Raw genomic sequence first — 16,724 nt, 5'->3', positions numbered from 1 at the left:
CTTCTTGGAGAGGTTGTTTAGGTCATGCAATCGATGCTAGAACAGCGTTGATAATTTACCTAGCCTATTCTCGGCGTGTATTAACATTCATCACCGATATATGATCGGCGCATGAAAACCTAACAAGAAGAGCGCAACGAAATGAATCTGAGCAAGGTCGACCTCAATCTTTTCATCGTGTTTGACGCGATCTACACCGAAGCCAACCTGACCCGCGCCGGGCAGATCGTCGGCATCACCCAGCCGGCGGTTTCCAACGCCCTGGCACGCCTGCGCGAGACCTTCAACGACCCGTTGTTCGTGCGCACCGCCCAGGGCATGGTGCCGACTCCCATGGCCCAGAACATCATTGGCCCGGTGCGCAACGCCTTGTCGTTGCTGCGGGTGTCGGTGCAGGAAAGCCGGATCTTCAACCCGTTGCAGGCGGCCAAGACCTACCGCATCAGCATGACCGACCTCACTGAAGCGGTGATCCTGCCGCCGCTGTTCCAGCGCCTGCGCCGCCTGGCGCCCACGGTGATCATCGAGAGCTTTTTGTCCAAACGTCGGGAAACCACCAAGGAACTGGCCGCCGGCCGCCTGGATTTTGCTGTGGACGCGCCGCTCAACACCGACCCGCAAGTGCGCCACGTCAAGCTGATGGAAGACCGCTACGTGTGTGCCATGCGCAAGGGCCACCCGATGGCGGGCAAGGAAAAATTCAGCCTCGATGACTACCTGGCGCTGACCCATATCCATATTTCCAGCCGGCGCAATGGCCTGGGCCACGTCGACCTGGCCCTGGGCAAAATGGGGATCCAGCGCAAGATCGCCCTGCGTTCGCAGCATTACCTGATGGCCTCCCAGGTCCTGCAGCAGACCGATATGGTGATGACCGTGCCCGAGCGCTTTGCACGGCGTAACGATCTGCACTCATTCAACCTGCCGGTCAATGATGTGCCGCCGGTGGAAACCCACCTGTACTGGCATGAAAGTACCGACCAGGACCCGGCCAACCGCTGGATGCGCGAGCAGATGATCGAGTTGTGCCAGCAGGTCACGGCGCGCGAGAAGAAGTTGGATAACGCGTAGGTGGTGATTTGCTTGACGTTTACGTCAAGCAGCCATTAGCGTAGCGCCAAGACCCTCCTTGAGCGCGACCATGAGCACGACCTACAGCATCTCCGACCTGGCCCGCGAGTTGGACATCACCACCCGGGCCATTCGTTTCTATGAAGAACAAGGCCTCTTGAGCCCTGAACGCCGAGGCCAGGAGCGTATCTATTCGCCCCGGGACAAAGTCAGCCTCAAGCTGATCCTGCGTGGCAAGCGCATCGGTTTTTCCCTGGCCGAATGCCGCGAACTGATCGAGCTCTACGACCCCAGCAGCGGCAATCAAAAGCAATTGCACAGCATGCTGGCGAAGATCAGCGAACGCCGTGAGCAGTTGGAACAACAGTTGCTGGACATCGAACAGATGAAGCTGGAACTGGACACCGCCGAAGAACGTTGCACCCAGGCCCTGGAACAGACGATCCAGAGCCAGGTCGGCCAACCCCAATAAAAAGGTAGATCCCATGTCTCTCCCCTCTCATGTGCGCCTGGTCGAGGTCGGCCCGCGCGACGGCCTGCAAAACGAAGCACAGCCGATCAGCGTGGCCGACAAGGTGCAACTGGTCGATGCCCTCAGTGCGGCAGGCCTGGGTTACATCGAAGTCGGCAGTTTTGTCTCGCCCAAGTGGGTGCCGCAAATGGCCGGCTCCGCCGAAGTGTTTGCACAGATCCAGCGCAAGCCCGGCGTGATCTACGGCGCGCTGGCGCCGAACCTACGTGGGTTCGAGGACGCGCTGGCGGCCGGGGTCAAGGAAGTCGCGGTGTTTGCGGCGGCGTCCGAGGCGTTTTCCCAGCGCAATATCAACTGTTCCATCAGCGAGAGCCTGGAGCGCTTTGCGCCGATCATGGCCGCGGCGCAGCAGCATGGTGTGAGTGTGCGCGGCTATGTGTCCTGTGTGCTGGGTTGCCCTTACGAAGGCCGGGTTGCGCCGGAGCAAGTGGCCGCCGTGGCCCGTGAGCTGTATGCCATGGGCTGTTACGAGGTGTCGTTGGGCGACACCATCGGCACCGGCACCGCAGGGGCTACGCGGCGCATGTTCGAGGTGGTGGGCAAGGACGTGCCACGGGCAAAGCTCGCCGGGCATTTCCATGACACCTACGGCCAGGCCATCGCCAATGTCTATGCCAGCCTGCTGGAAGGTATACAGGTGTTCGACAGCTCTATCGCCGGCCTTGGCGGCTGCCCCTATGCCAAGGGCGCCAGCGGTAACGTGGCCACCGAGGACGTGCTGTACCTGCTCGATGGCCTGGGCATCGAGACCGGTATCGACATGGACCAGTTGATTGTGGCGGGCCAGCAGATCTGTACGGTCCTGGGCCGCCCTACCGGCTCACGCGTGGCCAGGGCCCGCAATGCCCATTGAGTAGCGCTTGTGTTACCTCGCGGCTACACATCGGGTAACACGGGAACATATCTTGTCGCATTTTCTGAAGTAAATTTCCCCCATAAAAATCAAGCCATTGATTTTAAAGGACTTTTAAAAGTTGGCACGGCTTCTGCTTTCTCTATTGCATAACAAGAATAAAAAGCACCAAACCTAATAAAAATAAGACGTAACGACTCTGACATAACAAAAACAACACGGCAGAGACGCAGCTAACAGATTTTTTTGGAGAAGATGTGCTTCGCAGGGTACGGCGCAAGCCGCCACTCGCAACCGGGCAGAGAACAATAAAACTACCTCAAGGTAGCTACCCACTGGTTGGATCGCGTGCGAAGAAGCAGATCAGCGCTCAAAAAAATACGTTTGCTCTTGACCCCGGATGGGGGTCGCCAAAAACAGCGGTAAAGGGCCACGGTTGCCAAAAACAACAACAGACCGCCCCTCAATAATAAAAAAAGAGCACGTAACAACAAATTAAAGGGGAGCTTCGGCTCCCCTTTGTGCTGTCTGGATGAAAACAATACCTACTGACACTCCACCGTTAATGTGGGAGCTGGCTTGCCTGCGATAGCGGTGTGTCAGCTACTTAATTGTTGACTGATAAACCGCAATCGCAGGCAAGCCAGCTCCCACCCTTTAGATCGGGGCGATCAGGGTTTCAGCGTTCGCAGTTGCTCGATCGTGATCTCACGCATGCGAAACTTCTGGATCTTCCCCGTCACCGTCATCGGAAACTCTTCGACAAAGCGGAAATGCTTCGGCGTCTTGAAGTGTGCAATGCGCCCCTTGCACCAGGTTTGCAGTTCCAGCTCGTTGGCCACCTGCCCCGGGTGGAACTTGATCCAGGCCACGATCTCTTCGCCGTAACGCTCGTCGGGAATGCCGATGATCTGCACATCCGCCACCGCCGGGTGGGTGAAGAAGAACTCCTCCAGCTCCCGTGGGTACACGTTTTCGCCACCGCGAATGATCATGTCTTTGTTACGCCCGGCGATGCACACGTAACCCTGCTCATCCATGGTCGCCAGGTCGCCGGTGTGCATCCAGCCGGCGTCGTCGATGGCTTCGCGGGTGCCCTCGGGGTTGTTCCAGTAGCCGAGCATCACGCTGTAGCCTCGGGTGCACAACTCGCCGATCTGCCCACGCGGCAAGGTGTTGCCGGCTTCGTCGATGATCTTGCTTTCCAACTGGGGCTGGGTGCGCCCGACCGTGGTCACGCGCCGCTCCAGGTCGTCATCCGCACCGGTCTGCAACGACACCGGGCTGGTCTCGGTCATGCCGTAGGCAATCTGCACTTCGCTCATGTGCAGGTCGCTGATCACCCGGCGCATCACCTCGATCGGGCAGGTGGAGCCGGCCATGACCCCGGTGCGCAGGGTCGACAGGTCGAACGTGCTGCGTTGCGGATGATCGAGCACCGCGATAAACATCGTCGGTACGCCGTACAGGCCGGTAGCGCGTTCTTCGGCCACGGCGGCCAGGGTCAGTAGCGGGTCGAAGCCGTCATTGGGATAGATCATGGTGGTGCCATGGGTGATGCAGCCCAGGTTGCCCATGACCATGCCAAAGCAATGATAGAGCGGCACCGGGATCACCAGGCGATCCTGCGCGGTCAGGCCCAGGCTTTCGCCAACCATGTAGCCGTTGTTGAGGATGTTGTGGTGGCTGAGGGTGGCGCCCTTGGGGAAGCCCGTGGTACCGGAGGTGTACTGGATGTTGACGGCTTGATCGAAGTGCAGGCTGGCCTCGCGGTGGTGCAATTGTTCCGGGGGGGTACCCGTCCCCAGAGCCGACAATTGCGACCAGGGCAGGAACCCCGAGGGCGGTCGCGCCTCCAGGCTGATCACCCCGCGCAGTTGCGGCAACAGATCACAGTGCAACTGGCCGATGCCCTGCTCCGCCAGTTCCGGCACCAGCGCCTGCAGCATCCCGTGGTAGTCGGAGGACTTGAACGCGCCGGCACAGATCAACCACTGGCAACCCGACTGCTTGAGCACGTATTCCAGTTCACTGCTGCGGTAGGCCGGGTTGATGTTGACCAGGATCACCCCGAGCTTGGCGCTGGCCACCTGGCTGATGCACCACTCGGCGCAGTTCGGCGCCCAGATGCCCAGGCGATCCCCGGCCTGTAACCCCAGGGCCAGCAGCCCGCGTGCATGCAGGTCCACGGCTTCGGCCAGTTGCCGCCAGGTGTAGCGCAGTTGCTGATGGCGCACCACCAGGGCCTCGCCCTCCGGGTGCTGCGCCACGGTGCGGTCAAATGCCTGGCCGATGGTCATGGCCAATAGGGCCTTGTCCTGTGGGCCACGGCTGTAGCTCTGATTCGGTTGATCCATGACGACCCCTATTGTCTTTTTTGTAGGTGGACGGTGCGCCGGTCAGGCGCGAGCTTGACGTTAACGTAAGCTACGATTGACAGTCATGCAACGCAAGTTTACGTTAACGTAAAGGTGATCGCCCAATGGCGTCGCCAGCCCCACAACAATAATGTTTATAGGTGCCCTCCCATGAGTTACCCGACCCTGAACTTCGCCCTCGGTGAAACCATCGACATGCTGCGCGACCAGGTGCAGGCCTTCGTGGCCAAGGAGCTGGCGCCACGGGCAGCGCAGATTGATATCGACAACCTGTTCCCCGTGGATATGTGGCGCAAGTTCGGTGACATGGGCCTATTGGGCATCACCGTGCCGGAAGAATACGGCGGTGCCGGCCTGGGTTACCTGGCCCACGTGGTGGCCATGGAAGAAATCAGCCGTGGCTCGGCCTCGGTGGCGCTGTCCTACGGCGCGCACTCCAACCTGTGCGTCAACCAGATCAACCGCAACGGCAACCACGAGCAAAAACTCAAGTACTTGCCCAAGCTGATCAGCGGCGAGCACATTGGCGCCCTGGCCATGAGCGAGCCGAATGCCGGTTCCGATGTGGTGTCGATGAAGCTGCGCGCCGACAAGCGTGGCAGCGTGTACGTGCTCAACGGCAGCAAGACCTGGATCACCAACGGCCCCGATGCCCACACCTATGTGATCTACGCCAAGACCGACCTGGAAAAAGGCGCCCACGGCATTACCGCGTTTATCGTCGAGCGCGACGCCAAAGGGTTCAGCCGCAGCAACAAGTTCGACAAGCTGGGCATGCGCGGCTCCAACACCTGCGAGCTGTTTTTCGATGACGTCGAAGTGCCCGAAGAAAACATCCTCGGCGCGCTCAACGGCGGGGTCAAAGTGCTGATGAGCGGCCTGGACTACGAACGCGTGGTGCTCTCCGGTGGCCCTACCGGGATCATGCAGGCCTGCATGGACCTGATCGTGCCGTACATCCACGACCGCAAGCAGTTCGGCCAGAGCATCGGCGAATTCCAGCTGATCCAGGGCAAGGTCGCCGACATGTACACCCAGCTCAACGCCAGCCGCGCCTACCTCTATGCCGTGGCACAGGCCTGCGAGCGTGGCGAAACCACGCGCAAGGACGCCGCCGGGGTGATCCTGTACAGCGCCGAACGCGCAACACAGATGGCCCTTGATGCAATCCAGATTCTCGGCGGCAATGGCTACATCAATGAATTCCCCGCAGGCCGCCTGCTGCGCGATGCCAAGCTGTATGAAATCGGCGCGGGCACCAGTGAGATCCGGCGCATGCTGATTGGTCGCGAACTGTTCAACGAAACCCGCTGAGGGAGTGCACCATGGCCACCCTGCACACCCAACTCAACCCGCGTTCGGCGGAATTCGCCGCCAACAGCGCGGCGATGCTCAAACAGGTCGATGCCTTGCACACCCTGCTCGCCCAGGTCCAGCAAGGCGGCGGCAGCAAGGCCCAGGAGCGTCATACCTCCCGTGGCAAGCTGCTGCCGCGCGAGCGCATCAACCGCCTGCTCGACCCGGGCTCGGCGTTCCTTGAGCTCAGCCAACTGGCGGCGTATCAGGTCTACGGTGAAGACGTACCGGCTGCTGGCGTGATCGCCGGGATCGGCCGCGTTGAAGGCGTGGAATGCATGATCGTCGCCAACGATGCCACGGTAAAAGGCGGCTCCTACTACCCGCTGACCGTAAAAAAACACCTGCGCGCACAGACCATCGCCGAACAGAACCGCCTGCCGTGCATCTACCTGGTGGATTCCGGCGGCGCCAACCTGCCGCGCCAGGATGAGGTGTTTCCCGACCGCGAGCACTTTGGGCGGATCTTCTTCAACCAGGCCAACATGAGCGCGCAAGGCATCCCGCAGATCGCCGTGGTCATGGGTTCCTGCACCGCTGGCGGCGCCTATGTGCCGGCGATGGCCGATGAAGCGATCATGGTGCGCCAGCAGGCGACTATCTTCCTCGCCGGCCCGCCACTGGTGAAGGCCGCCACCGGCGAAGTGGTCAGCGCCGAAGACCTTGGCGGGGCCGACGTGCACTGCAAGATTTCCGGGGTGGCCGACCACTACGCCGACAGCGACGAACACGCCCTGGCCCTGGCCCGGCGCAGCGTTGCCAACCTCAACTGGCGCAAGCAGGGGCAGTTGCAACAGCGCACGCCGGTCGCGCCGCTGTACGCCAGCGACGAGTTGTACGGGGTGATCCCGGCCGACGCCAAGCAACCTTTTGATGTGCGCGAAGTGATTGCGCGACTGGTGGACGGCTCGGTCTTCGATGAGTTCAAGGCGCTGTTCGGCACCACGCTGGTCTGCGGCTTTGCCCATTTGCATGGCTACCCCATCGCGATCCTCGCCAACAACGGGATCCTCTTCGCTGAAGCTGCGCAAAAAGGCGCGCACTTTATCGAACTGGCCTGCCAGCGCGGGATTCCCCTGTTGTTCTTGCAGAACATCACCGGCTTTATGGTCGGGCAGAAGTACGAAGCCGGTGGCATCGCCAAGCACGGCGCCAAGCTGGTCACGGCGGTGGCCTGCGCCAAGGTGCCGAAATTCACGGTGATCATCGGCGGCAGCTTTGGTGCCGGTAACTACGGGATGTGCGGACGCGCCTATGACCCGCGCTTTTTGTGGATGTGGCCCAACGCCCGCATTGGCGTGATGGGCGCCGAACAGGCCGCCGGCGTGCTGGTGCAGGTCAAGCGCGAGCAGGCCGAACGCGGTGGCCAGGCGTTCAGCGCCGAGGACGAAGCGCAGATCAAGCAGCCGATCCTCGACCAGTACGAAACTCAAGGCCACCCCTACTACTCCAGCGCCCGCCTGTGGGATGACGGCGTCATCGACCCCTTGCAGACCCGTGACGTGCTGGCCCTGGCCTTGTCCGCCGCGCTGAATGCCCCCATCGAGCCGAGCCGCTTCGGCGTGTTCCGCATGTAATTGGAGCTGCACCCATGAGCGATTTCAACACCGTTGAACTGGTCAACGACCCCCGTGGCTTTGCCACGCTGTGGTTGAGCCGGGAACACAAGAACAACGCGTTCAACGCCGAAATGATCCGCGAGCTGATCATTGCCCTGGACCAGGTGCAGGCCGATGCCTCCCTGCGCTTTTTACTGGTACGCGGGCGCGGCAAGCATTTCAGCGCCGGCGCGGACCTGGCCTGGATGCAGCAGTCGGCCGAGCTGGACTACCACACCAACCTCGACGACGCCCGCGAGCTGGCGGAGTTGATGTACAACCTGGCCAAGCTGAAGATCCCGACACTGGCGGTGGTCCAGGGCGCGGCCTATGGCGGCGCCCTGGGCCTGATCAGTTGCTGCGACATGGCCATTGGCGCCGATGATGCGCAGTTCTGCCTGTCAGAAGTACGCATCGGCCTCGCACCGGCTGTCATCAGCCCGTTTGTGGTGCAGGCGATTGGCGAGCGTGCGGCACGCCGCTATGCCTTGACCGCAGAACGCTTCGACGGCCAACAGGCGCAAGCCATCGGGCTGTTGGCGCAAAGCTACCCGCTTGAGGCGCTGAATCAGCAAGTCGAACTATGGACCGCCAACCTGTTGCTCAACAGCCCGGCCGCCATGCGCGCCAGCAAGGATCTACTGCGCGAAGTGGGTAACGGCGCACTCACCCCGGCGTTGCGCCGTTACTGCGAAAATGCCATCTCACGCATCCGCGTCAGCGCCGAAGGCCAGGAAGGCCTGCGCGCGTTTTTGCACAAGCGTGCGCCCAGTTGGCAGTCCCAGGAGCCGCGCTCATGAGTGCACCGTTGATTACCTGCGTACTGGTGGCCAACCGTGGCGAAATCGCCTGCCGGGTCATGCGCACGGCCAAGGCGTTGGGCATGACCACCGTTGCCGTACACAGCGCTACGGACCGCGATGCGCGCCACAGCCGCGAAGCCGATATCCGGGTGGACCTGGGCGGCAGCAAGGCCGCCGACAGTTACCTGCAGATCGACAAACTGATCGCCGCGGCCAAGGCCAGCGGCGCCCAGGCGATTCATCCCGGCTATGGCTTTCTTTCCGAAAACCCGGGTTTTGCGCGGGCGATTGAAGAGGCTGGGCTGATTTTCCTCGGCCCACCTGCCTCGGCCATTGATGCCATGGGCAGCAAGTCGGCGGCTAAGGCATTGATGGAAACCGCCGGCGTGCCGCTGGTACCGGGTTACCACGGGGCCGGCCAGGACCTGGAAACCTTCCGCCAGGCCGCCGCGCGCATTGGCTACCCGGTGCTGCTCAAGGCCACGGCCGGCGGCGGCGGCAAGGGCATGAAAGTGGTCGAGGACGAAAGCCAACTGGCCGAAGCCCTGGCCTCGGCCCAGCGCGAGGCGCTGTCGTCGTTTGGCAACGCGCAGATGCTGGTGGAGAAATACCTGATCAAGCCGCGCCACGTAGAGATCCAGGTATTCGCCGACCAGCACGGCCATTGCCTGTACCTCAATGAACGCGACTGCTCGATCCAGCGTCGCCATCAAAAGGTTGTCGAAGAAGCACCGGCCCCCGGCCTCAGCCCTGCCCTGCGCCAGGCCATGGGCGAGGCAGCGGTGCGTGCCGCCCAGGCGATTGGCTATGTGGGCGCCGGCACCGTGGAGTTTCTGCTGGATGCGCGCGGTGAATTCTTCTTCATGGAGATGAACACCCGCTTGCAGGTGGAACACCCCGTGACCGAGGCCATCACCGGCCTGGACCTGGTGGCCTGGCAGATTCGCGTGGCGCAAGGCGAGCCGCTGCCAATCACCCAGGAGCAGGTGCCGTTGCGCGGCCATGCCATTGAAGTGCGGCTGTATGCCGAAGACCCGGCCAATGACTTTTTGCCGGCCACCGGGCATCTGGCGCTGTACCGTGAATCGGCGCCAGGCCCGGGACGCCGGGTCGACAGTGGCGTCGAGCAGGGCGACGACGTCTCGCCCTTCTACGACCCGATGCTCGGCAAGCTGATTGCTTGGGGCGAGGACCGCGAACAGGCGCGCCTGCGTCTGTTGAGCATGCTCGACGAGTTTGCAGTCGGCGGTTTGAAGACCAACCTGGGCTTTTTGCGGCGCATCATCGGCCACCCGGCATTCGCTGCGGCGCAGTTGGATACCGGCTTCATCCCGCGCTATCAGGAGCAATTGCTGCCAGGAGCCAGCGCCTTGAGCGATGAGTTCTGGCACGCGGCTGGGCACGCGTTTATGCAAAGCCAACTGCCTCGGCTGCGGGACGACGACCCCGCCTCGCCGTGGGCTGCGACGCAGGGCTTTCGTGCGGGCCTGCCCGCCGAGACTTCACTGCACCTGAGCTGCGACGGCCAGGACCGCTTGGTAACGCTGCAAACGCACGCTGTGCCGCAACTGCGCGACGAACACTTGGTGATCGAGAATGCCGGAATCCGCCGCTCGCACCTGGCCGTGCGCCATGGGCAGACGCTGTTCCTGCGCTGGCAGGGTGAGATGCGCGGCGTGACGCTGTTTGATCCGATCGCCGCCGTCGATGCCGGACAGGCCCATCAGGGCGGCCTCACTGCGCCGATGAACGGCAGCATCGTGCGGGTGCTGGTGGAAGTCGGGCAGACGGTCGAGGCTGGCACACAACTGGTGGTGCTCGAGGCCATGAAGATGGAGCACAGCATCCGCGCGCCCCATGGGGGGGTGGTCAAGGCGCTGTATTGCCAGGAAGGCGAAATGGTCGGCGAAGGCAGCGCCTTGGTGGAGCTGGAGGCCCTGGCCTAGAACTTCACCGTGGCCTGTACCACGACGCCGATGATCTGACAGTCATCGGTGAGCAGGGCCTTGGGGTAGGTCGGGTTGAGCGGCATCAGGTAACGCTGGCCGCTTTCCTCGATCAACTTGCGAAAGGTCGCCTGGCTGCTGCCGGCCCATTGGGCTACCACCAATTTGCCGGGCTCGGCGGCGAGAGCCGGGTCCACCAGGATCATCATCCCTTCGGCGATGCTCGGCCCGCTCGGTGCCGTCATCGCATCACCGCTCACCTGCAGCCAGAACGCCTCGCCATCGGCGTCGTAGTCGCTCGCCTCAAAACGCGCAGGGCAGTAGGCCGGCCGCGATTCATGGACCCGGCCGGGCTGCTTCCAGTCCCTCACGGGGTAGCGAAAATACGGGTTGTATTGAACGGCCGGCGCGGCTTCGTCGGCCGGGGCCTCGCCCTTCTCGCGGATTACCAGTGCCGCTTCCAGGTAACCCAGGCCCAGTTCCTCGAGCACCCGGTTCATGTCGTCGAGGCTCGGTACCCGGCGCTTGCCCAGCCAATGGGCAACACCGCCCTGGGACATGCCCAGGCGCGTGGCCAATTGGTTTTGCGTGACCTGACGGGCCTTCATGTTGGCTTTGACCAACGCTATCCATTTATCCATGGGGCATGACAATACCGGGTGTATTCGCGGCGACAATAAACAGTTTGTAGTAATCAATCAAATGACATAAATACAGATCGTATTATTATCAGCTCCACCTGTTCACCTTCCCACCCAGAGCACCGACCTCATGACCACAACCCCGGATCACCTGCCTGGTACACCTGATGACGATGAAATTAAGTGCTTGCAAGGCAGCGACGCAGCCCGGCGCGCCTTGGACTACTACTTCAAAGAAGACGCCGAGCCCACATCGGACGATGTGGCCTGGTTCGAGGCCAGCCCCACTGTCAGCCATGAAGAAGCCCTGGTCCACGCTTCGGACCTGCTACGCAGCGCCGCCGCCATCGCGTATGAGCTGGCGAACAACAAGCTGGGGGGCACCCGGGACCTGGCGTTTTCGGTGGTGTATCTGATTGATATGGCCAAGGCCATGCTGGAGCGTCCACTGCAACTGGTCGGCGGGAAAACCCCTTGACCCGGTAGGCGTGCAGGAACAGAAGGAAAAATATTTCTATCTGGCAGATAAAAACATTTGACTTGCAAATGATAATGATTATTATTGCATGCAGCTGATCGCGAGATCAGTCGATAGACCAAGGGACCTTAGGTCGGACTCTTGGAATATCTCCTCATCAGGCTAATCACGGTTTTTGACCCGGCTCTTTGGCCGGGTCTTTTTTTTGCCAGTTATTCTGGCGTGGCTTCAGGCTAATGAAGACTGTGTGTTGCTTGATGGCGCGCATGGTAGCAAAAGACCATCGCCGAAAGAAAGCCGATAAAGCGCTCTAGCCCGGATCTTTCCAAATTAGCACTTGAGAATCAATCTCATAGACTCTAAGCTGCTGCAGCGTCAAGGATGACGCCCCCTTCTTTTTCGCATTAATTTGCGTCCAGATTTTACCCCGCGCCTGTGTAAACTGCCCGCCACACCATTTAAATTCAGGCAAGCAGACTATGACCGTGGCCTTGACCTCCATCAAAATCAGCAGCGACTTCGACAGCGGCAATATCCAGGTGCTCGACACCAGCGATGCCCATCAGTTGCTGCTGGCAATCAAGCCGGATACCCGCAGCCAGCACTTCCAATGGTTCCACTTCAAGGCCGAAGGGATGCACATTGGTCATACCCATACCTTCCGCCTGAGCAACGCTGGCCAGTCTTCCTACAAACATGCCTGGAGCGGCTACAACGCCGTGGCGTCCTATGACCATATCAACTGGTTCCGGGTGCCGACGCGCTTTGATGGCGAAACCTTGCACATCGAATTGCAAACCGAGCAAAAACACGCCTGGCTCGCCTACTTCGAGCCCTACAGCCGCGCGCGCCACGCCTGGTTGATCGACCAGGCGCTGAACCGCGCCGGTACGCAACTGCTGGCCACCGGCAAGAGTGTCGAGGGCCGTGATATCCCCCTGCTCCGCCGTGGCAAGGGGGACGCGGGGCAGCGCAAAGTGTGGATCATTGCCCAGCAGCACCCCGGCGAGCACATGGCCGAGTGGTTTATGGAAGGCATCATCGAACGCCTGCAACAGGACGGTGATGATGAGCTGAAAAAACTCCTGGCCGCCGCCGACCTGTACCTGGTGCCGAACATGAACCCGGATGGCGCGTTCCATGGCCATCTGCGCACCAACGCCATGGGCCAGGACCTCAACCGCGCCTGGCAGAGCGCAAGCCAGGAACTGAGCCCGGAAGTGCTGTTCGTCCAGCAGCAGATGGAGAAGTACGGCGTAGACCTGTTCCTGGATATCCATGGCGACGAGGAAATCCCCTACGTGTTCGCCGCAGCGTGCGAAGGCAACCCCGGCTACACCCCGCGTATCGAAGGCCTGGAAAAACACTTTCGCAGCCACTTGAGCGAGCTGACCTGCGACTTCCAGACCACCCATGGCTACACCCGCGACCTGCCTGGCCAGGCCAATATGACCCTGGCGTGCAACAGCGTGGGCGAGAAATTCGACTGCCTGTCCCTGACCCTGGAAATGCCCTTCAAGGACAACGACGATGCGCCCGATCCGCGTACCGGCTGGTCTGGCAAACGCTCCCGGCAACTGGGCAAGGACGTGTTGAGCACCGTGGCGGACATGGTCAACGTACTGCGCTGACCCTGCCCCAATCAGTATCGCTAACCCTAAGCCTCGGACTGCGCCGCCACCCGCAGGCAGTCCTGCGGTCCGAGCACCCGGCCATCCGCCGCATGCACCTGCAAAGCCTGCAGCGGCTGACCGTGCTCACGGTCCAACAGCACCGAATGGGCCTCGCCTTCGGCGTAGAAAAAACCCTCGCCCCATTGCCGCAACCCAATGATCACCGCAAACAGCCCCCTGCCCTTTTCCGTCAACACGTACTCCTGATAAGCGCTGCCATCCGAGGCCGGGACAATCTCGAAAATTCCGTGGCCGACCAGGCTGCGCAAGCGCGTGGCCAGTATGTTCTTGGCCATGCCCAGGCTGCGCTGGAACTCGCCAAAGCGGCGGATGCCATCGAATGCATCCCGAATGATCAGCAGCGCCCAACCATCGCCAATCGCCTCCAGTGAGCGCGCCACCGGGCATTCGGCAGTTTCAAAGCGGGTGAGTTTGACCATGGGTAACGCCTGCCTGACAAAAAATATAGTTGCAATATAAAACCGCAATACCTACCGTACAACCAGTTTCATTTAGCAACCACATTGAGAATTGAGCATGCCCCCATCATCGTTAAGCGCCGCCGTGGTGCTGCTGTTTGCCATTGCCTGTGGCCTGTCGGTGGCGAATGTCTATTACGCCCAACCCCTGCTCGATGCCATGGCCATGACGTTCGCCATGGACCCCGCCACCGTCGGCATCGTGATCAGCCTGACCCAGGTCGGCTATGGCGTTGGCCTGTTACTGCTGGTGCCGCTGGGCGATCTGCTCAATCGCCGGCATTTGATCGTCGGGCAGTTACTGCTGTCTACCGGTGCGGTGTTGCTGGTCGGCCTCTCCAACAGCCGCGTCGGGTTTCTGGCCGGCCTGCTGCTGACGGGCCTGCTCGCCGTGGTGGCCCAGGTGTTGGTGGCCTACGCCGCCAACCTGGCGCGGCCCGAGCAACGGGGGCATGTGGTGGGCCTGGTGACCAGTGGCATCGTGGTTGGCCTGCTGCTGGCGCGCACGGTGTCCGGGATCATGGCGGACCTGGCCGGCTGGCGTTCGGTGTACCTGCTGTCGGCGGGCTTGACCCTGTTGATGGCACTGCTGCTCTGGCGTGTCTTGCCTACCACCGAGCAGCCTCGGGCGTCAGGCTCCTATCGCCAGTTGCTGGTTTCAGTGTTCAGCCTGTTGCGTGAGGAAAAAGTGCTACGCGACCGCGCAGTGCTGGCGTTTCTGATTTTTGCCGCGGGTACCGTGCTCTGGACCCCGCTGGTGCTGCCCTTGAGCGCCCCACCCCTGTCGTTGTCCCACACCCAGATCGGCCTGTTCGGCCTCGCCGGTGCCGCCGGCGCATTGGGCGCGGCCCATGCCGGGCGCCTGGCAGACCGCGGCCTCGCCCAGTGGACCAGCGGCGCGGCCCTGGTGCTGATGCTGCTGTCATGGCTGGCCATCGCCTTGACCCAGTCTTCGTTGTGGGCGCTGCTGCTTGGGGTAATTACCTTCGACCTCGGCCTGCAAGCCGTGCATGTCACCAGCCAAAGCCTGATCTACAGCGTACGCCCCGAAGCCCAAAGCCGCCTGGCAGCCGGCTACATGCTGTTCTACTCGGCGGGCAGCGCCCTGGGCTCGCTCGGCGCGACCCTGATGTACGCCTGGGCCGGCTGGCTCGGCGTGTGTGCCTTGGGCGCCGCCATCAACCTGCTGGCGCTGGTGTACTGGCGGGCGACCCTGGGGCCTCAGTCCTTGCCGAGCATGCTTTGCAGCACGCCATCCCGGCGAACCCAACCATGGAACAACGCCGCCGCCAAATGCAGCAGCACCGTGAGGAACAGCAAATAAGCGAGATACCCATGGGCCGTGCGCAGCACCGCGAACAACTGCGCGTTGGCCGGCACCCACGAAGGCAACTGCAGCGTACTGGACAGCATTACCGGGTCACCCGCCGCCGAAATCATCGCCCAGCCCAGTAGCGGCAGCACCAGCATCAAGCCGTACAGCAGCAGATGCGACGCCTTGGCCGCCAACACCTGCCACGCCGGTAAATCGGCAGGCAACGCTGGCTGACGGGTAGAAAAACGCACCGCCAGGCGCACGATCACCAACAGCAGAATCGCAATGCCCAACGGCTTGTGCAGGTGCAACAACCATTCATGGCGCTGGGACACCGAAGCCACCATGCCAGCACCGATAAACAGCATGGCGATGACCATCAGCGCCATCAGCCAGTGCAGCAGGCGCGCCAGCGGGGCGAAAAACCGCGGTTGGGCATTCATGGCCGGGACTCCTGAGGGGGGTTGGGCAACTGGCTGACTTCACCGGTACGGCGCAGGTATGAACTGGCATAGGCAGCGGAACGTGCCGCCAGCAGCGGGTCATTGGAGGCTTCGATACCGCTGGGCAGGATCAGCGGGTCAAAGTTGATATCGCGGCAATCGCCGTCCAACTGCGGCTGGCTACGTTCGAGCACCAGGGTGCCGGCGTTCAGCACCGTGTGCGCGCCGGCCCAGGCCTTGCTGGCGTCATCCACCGGGTCCGCGGGGTTGGCCAGGGTGATCTGCAATTGCCAGCGCAAGGGTCCGGCCGCCAACCGCTGCTCCAGGTCGGCCTGGAGAAAATCCGCCCCTCCTGGCGCAACGGCGCCACTGGCGTCCTGGCTCATCGGCACCACGCCCCAGCGCACGGCCTGGCGTTGCCCGTTGGCGCTGACCAGGTAAAACGCATTGATGCCGTTGTAACTTTCGCTGGCATAGCTGGCCGAAGGCCTGGCGGTCTTGACCCAGGCCAGGAACGGCGCGGTCTCGGGATGACTGGCAAAAAACGCCGGCAGACTGGCCGGGTTGGGCTTGCCGGTCGCAGGGTCCGCAGCCCCCGCCTTGAGCATCTGGTAGAAGGCCTCGGGGGTGCCCACCGGGAACACCGGCATGCTATTCATCCCGCTGCGCCATTGCTGGCCGTTGGCCTGGTTGAACTGCACCGCCAGGCTGCGGATCGGCACGCTGCTGTCCGGGGCATAGGGGTTGCCGCTGGGTAGGGCGAAACGCCCGATCACCGGGGTGCGCGCTTCACTGAATACCTGCGCGCTGGAATAGGCACGCGCCGCAGGGCTGCTTTCGAAATAACCCGCCACGCATACGCCCTTGGCATGGTTGCGCCGGTAGCCAGGGTGCAGGCCGTTGTTGGTTTCCAGGGCATTGACCAGGGTCTTGGGACGCAACCGCTGTGGGTCGAGGGTACCGTTGACGTAGGCAAAGGCCCCGGCAACGACGCCGACGACCACGCCGATAGCGGCCAGGCGCAGCACCAGGCTGGCGCGCCCCAACGGCGTGCGGGGTGGCGATGGATGATCTGGCATGAAGTGCTCCGAGGCCAACGGCCACAGGTGGAAGGTGCAATGAGACGCCGCTCACGCAGGCTTATTCCACCAAGGCCGT

General features: G+C 62.0%; 15 protein-coding genes. 10 read left to right on the top strand and 5 right to left on the bottom strand.

Annotated elements, in window-relative coordinates; all coding sequences use genetic code 11:
- Nucleotides 1-141 precede the first annotated feature (141 nt).
- From AC19YY_RS21460 to AC19YY_RS21450, 3 genes are all read left to right on the top strand, one after another.
- A complete protein-coding gene (locus AC19YY_RS21460) occupies nt 142-1,071 on the top strand; it encodes a LysR family transcriptional regulator (RefSeq protein ID WP_169954368.1) in 930 nt (309 codons plus the stop codon).
- Nucleotides 1,072-1,141: 70 nt separating this feature from the next.
- On the top strand, nt 1,142-1,543 hold the full coding sequence (locus AC19YY_RS21455) for a MerR family transcriptional regulator (RefSeq protein WP_154220670.1): 402 nt from the start codon (nt 1,142-1,144) through the stop codon (nt 1,541-1,543).
- A 13-nt stretch (nt 1,544-1,556) separates the two neighbouring features.
- A complete protein-coding gene (locus AC19YY_RS21450) occupies nt 1,557-2,456 on the top strand; it encodes a hydroxymethylglutaryl-CoA lyase (RefSeq protein ID WP_169954369.1) in 900 nt (299 codons plus the stop codon).
- Nucleotides 2,457-3,127: 671 nt separating this feature from the next.
- Here the strand turns inward: AC19YY_RS21450 and AC19YY_RS21445 are convergent.
- Nucleotides 3,128-4,813, bottom strand: coding sequence for an AMP-binding protein (locus AC19YY_RS21445; RefSeq protein WP_500604831.1), 1,686 nt, complete (start codon nt 4,811-4,813; stop codon nt 3,128-3,130).
- Nucleotides 4,814-4,984: 171 nt separating this feature from the next.
- Here AC19YY_RS21445 and AC19YY_RS21440 point away from each other — a divergent pair, with 171 nt between their 5' ends.
- The 4 genes from AC19YY_RS21440 to AC19YY_RS21425 are packed head-to-tail and all read left to right on the top strand — an operon-like array spanning nt 4,985 to nt 10,537.
- A complete protein-coding gene (locus AC19YY_RS21440; protein ID WP_038441790.1) occupies nt 4,985-6,148 on the top strand; it encodes an isovaleryl-CoA dehydrogenase in 1,164 nt (387 codons plus the stop codon).
- An 11-nt stretch (nt 6,149-6,159) separates the two neighbouring features.
- Complete coding sequence (locus AC19YY_RS21435; RefSeq protein WP_170043117.1) at nt 6,160-7,767, top strand: carboxyl transferase domain-containing protein; 1,608 nt, start codon at nt 6,160-6,162, stop codon at nt 7,765-7,767.
- 14 nt (nt 7,768-7,781) lie between these two features.
- On the top strand, nt 7,782-8,588 hold the full coding sequence (locus AC19YY_RS21430; protein WP_170043118.1) for a gamma-carboxygeranoyl-CoA hydratase: 807 nt from the start codon (nt 7,782-7,784) through the stop codon (nt 8,586-8,588).
- Nucleotides 8,585-10,537 carry an acetyl/propionyl/methylcrotonyl-CoA carboxylase subunit alpha gene (locus tag AC19YY_RS21425; RefSeq protein WP_500604830.1) on the top strand — a complete coding sequence of 651 codons (1,953 nt, stop codon included), beginning with the start codon at nt 8,585-8,587 and terminating at the stop codon, nt 10,535-10,537. The genes AC19YY_RS21430 and AC19YY_RS21425 overlap by 4 nt, the downstream gene beginning before the upstream one ends.
- On the opposite strand, the gene AC19YY_RS21420 is transcribed toward AC19YY_RS21425, so the two are convergent.
- The gene (locus tag AC19YY_RS21420) at nt 10,534-11,178 is read right to left on the bottom strand and encodes a LexA family protein (RefSeq protein WP_500604829.1); all 645 of its coding nucleotides are present in this window, start codon (nt 11,176-11,178) and stop codon (nt 10,534-10,536) included. The genes AC19YY_RS21425 and AC19YY_RS21420 overlap by 4 nt on opposite strands.
- A gap of 130 nt (nt 11,179-11,308) precedes the next feature.
- On the opposite strand from AC19YY_RS21420, the gene AC19YY_RS21415 reads away from it, so the two are divergent.
- Nucleotides 11,309-11,656, top strand: coding sequence for a DUF6124 family protein (locus AC19YY_RS21415; RefSeq protein WP_169954376.1), 348 nt, complete (start codon nt 11,309-11,311; stop codon nt 11,654-11,656).
- A 479-nt stretch (nt 11,657-12,135) separates the two neighbouring features.
- Nucleotides 12,136-13,287 carry a M14 family metallopeptidase gene (locus AC19YY_RS21410; RefSeq protein ID WP_500604828.1) on the top strand — a complete coding sequence of 384 codons (1,152 nt, stop codon included), beginning with the start codon at nt 12,136-12,138 and terminating at the stop codon, nt 13,285-13,287.
- A gap of 26 nt (nt 13,288-13,313) precedes the next feature.
- On the opposite strand, the gene AC19YY_RS21405 is transcribed toward AC19YY_RS21410, so the two are convergent.
- A complete protein-coding gene (locus tag AC19YY_RS21405) occupies nt 13,314-13,769 on the bottom strand; it encodes a winged helix-turn-helix transcriptional regulator (RefSeq protein ID WP_169954378.1) in 456 nt (151 codons plus the stop codon).
- A gap of 97 nt (nt 13,770-13,866) precedes the next feature.
- Between AC19YY_RS21405 and AC19YY_RS21400 the strand changes: the two genes are divergently transcribed.
- On the top strand, nt 13,867-15,132 hold the full coding sequence (locus AC19YY_RS21400) for an MFS transporter (protein WP_500604827.1): 1,266 nt from the start codon (nt 13,867-13,869) through the stop codon (nt 15,130-15,132).
- Here AC19YY_RS21400 and AC19YY_RS21395 read toward each other — a convergent pair.
- The gene (locus tag AC19YY_RS21395; RefSeq protein ID WP_170057948.1) at nt 15,030-15,566 is read right to left on the bottom strand and encodes a cytochrome b; all 537 of its coding nucleotides are present in this window, start codon (nt 15,564-15,566) and stop codon (nt 15,030-15,032) included. The genes AC19YY_RS21400 and AC19YY_RS21395 overlap by 103 nt on opposite strands.
- Nucleotides 15,563-16,645 (bottom strand): catalase family peroxidase, encoded by a 1,083-nt coding sequence (locus tag AC19YY_RS21390; RefSeq protein ID WP_500604826.1) that lies wholly within the window; start codon nt 16,643-16,645, stop codon nt 15,563-15,565. Before AC19YY_RS21390 ends, AC19YY_RS21395 begins: the two co-directional genes overlap by 4 nt.
- Nucleotides 16,646-16,724: the final 79 nt, after the last annotated feature.

The organism is Pseudomonas sp. MF09156 (assembly GCF_059862305.1).
The sequence above is the reverse complement of the archived record's forward strand: the minus strand, read 5'-3'. Positions and strand labels throughout refer to the sequence as shown.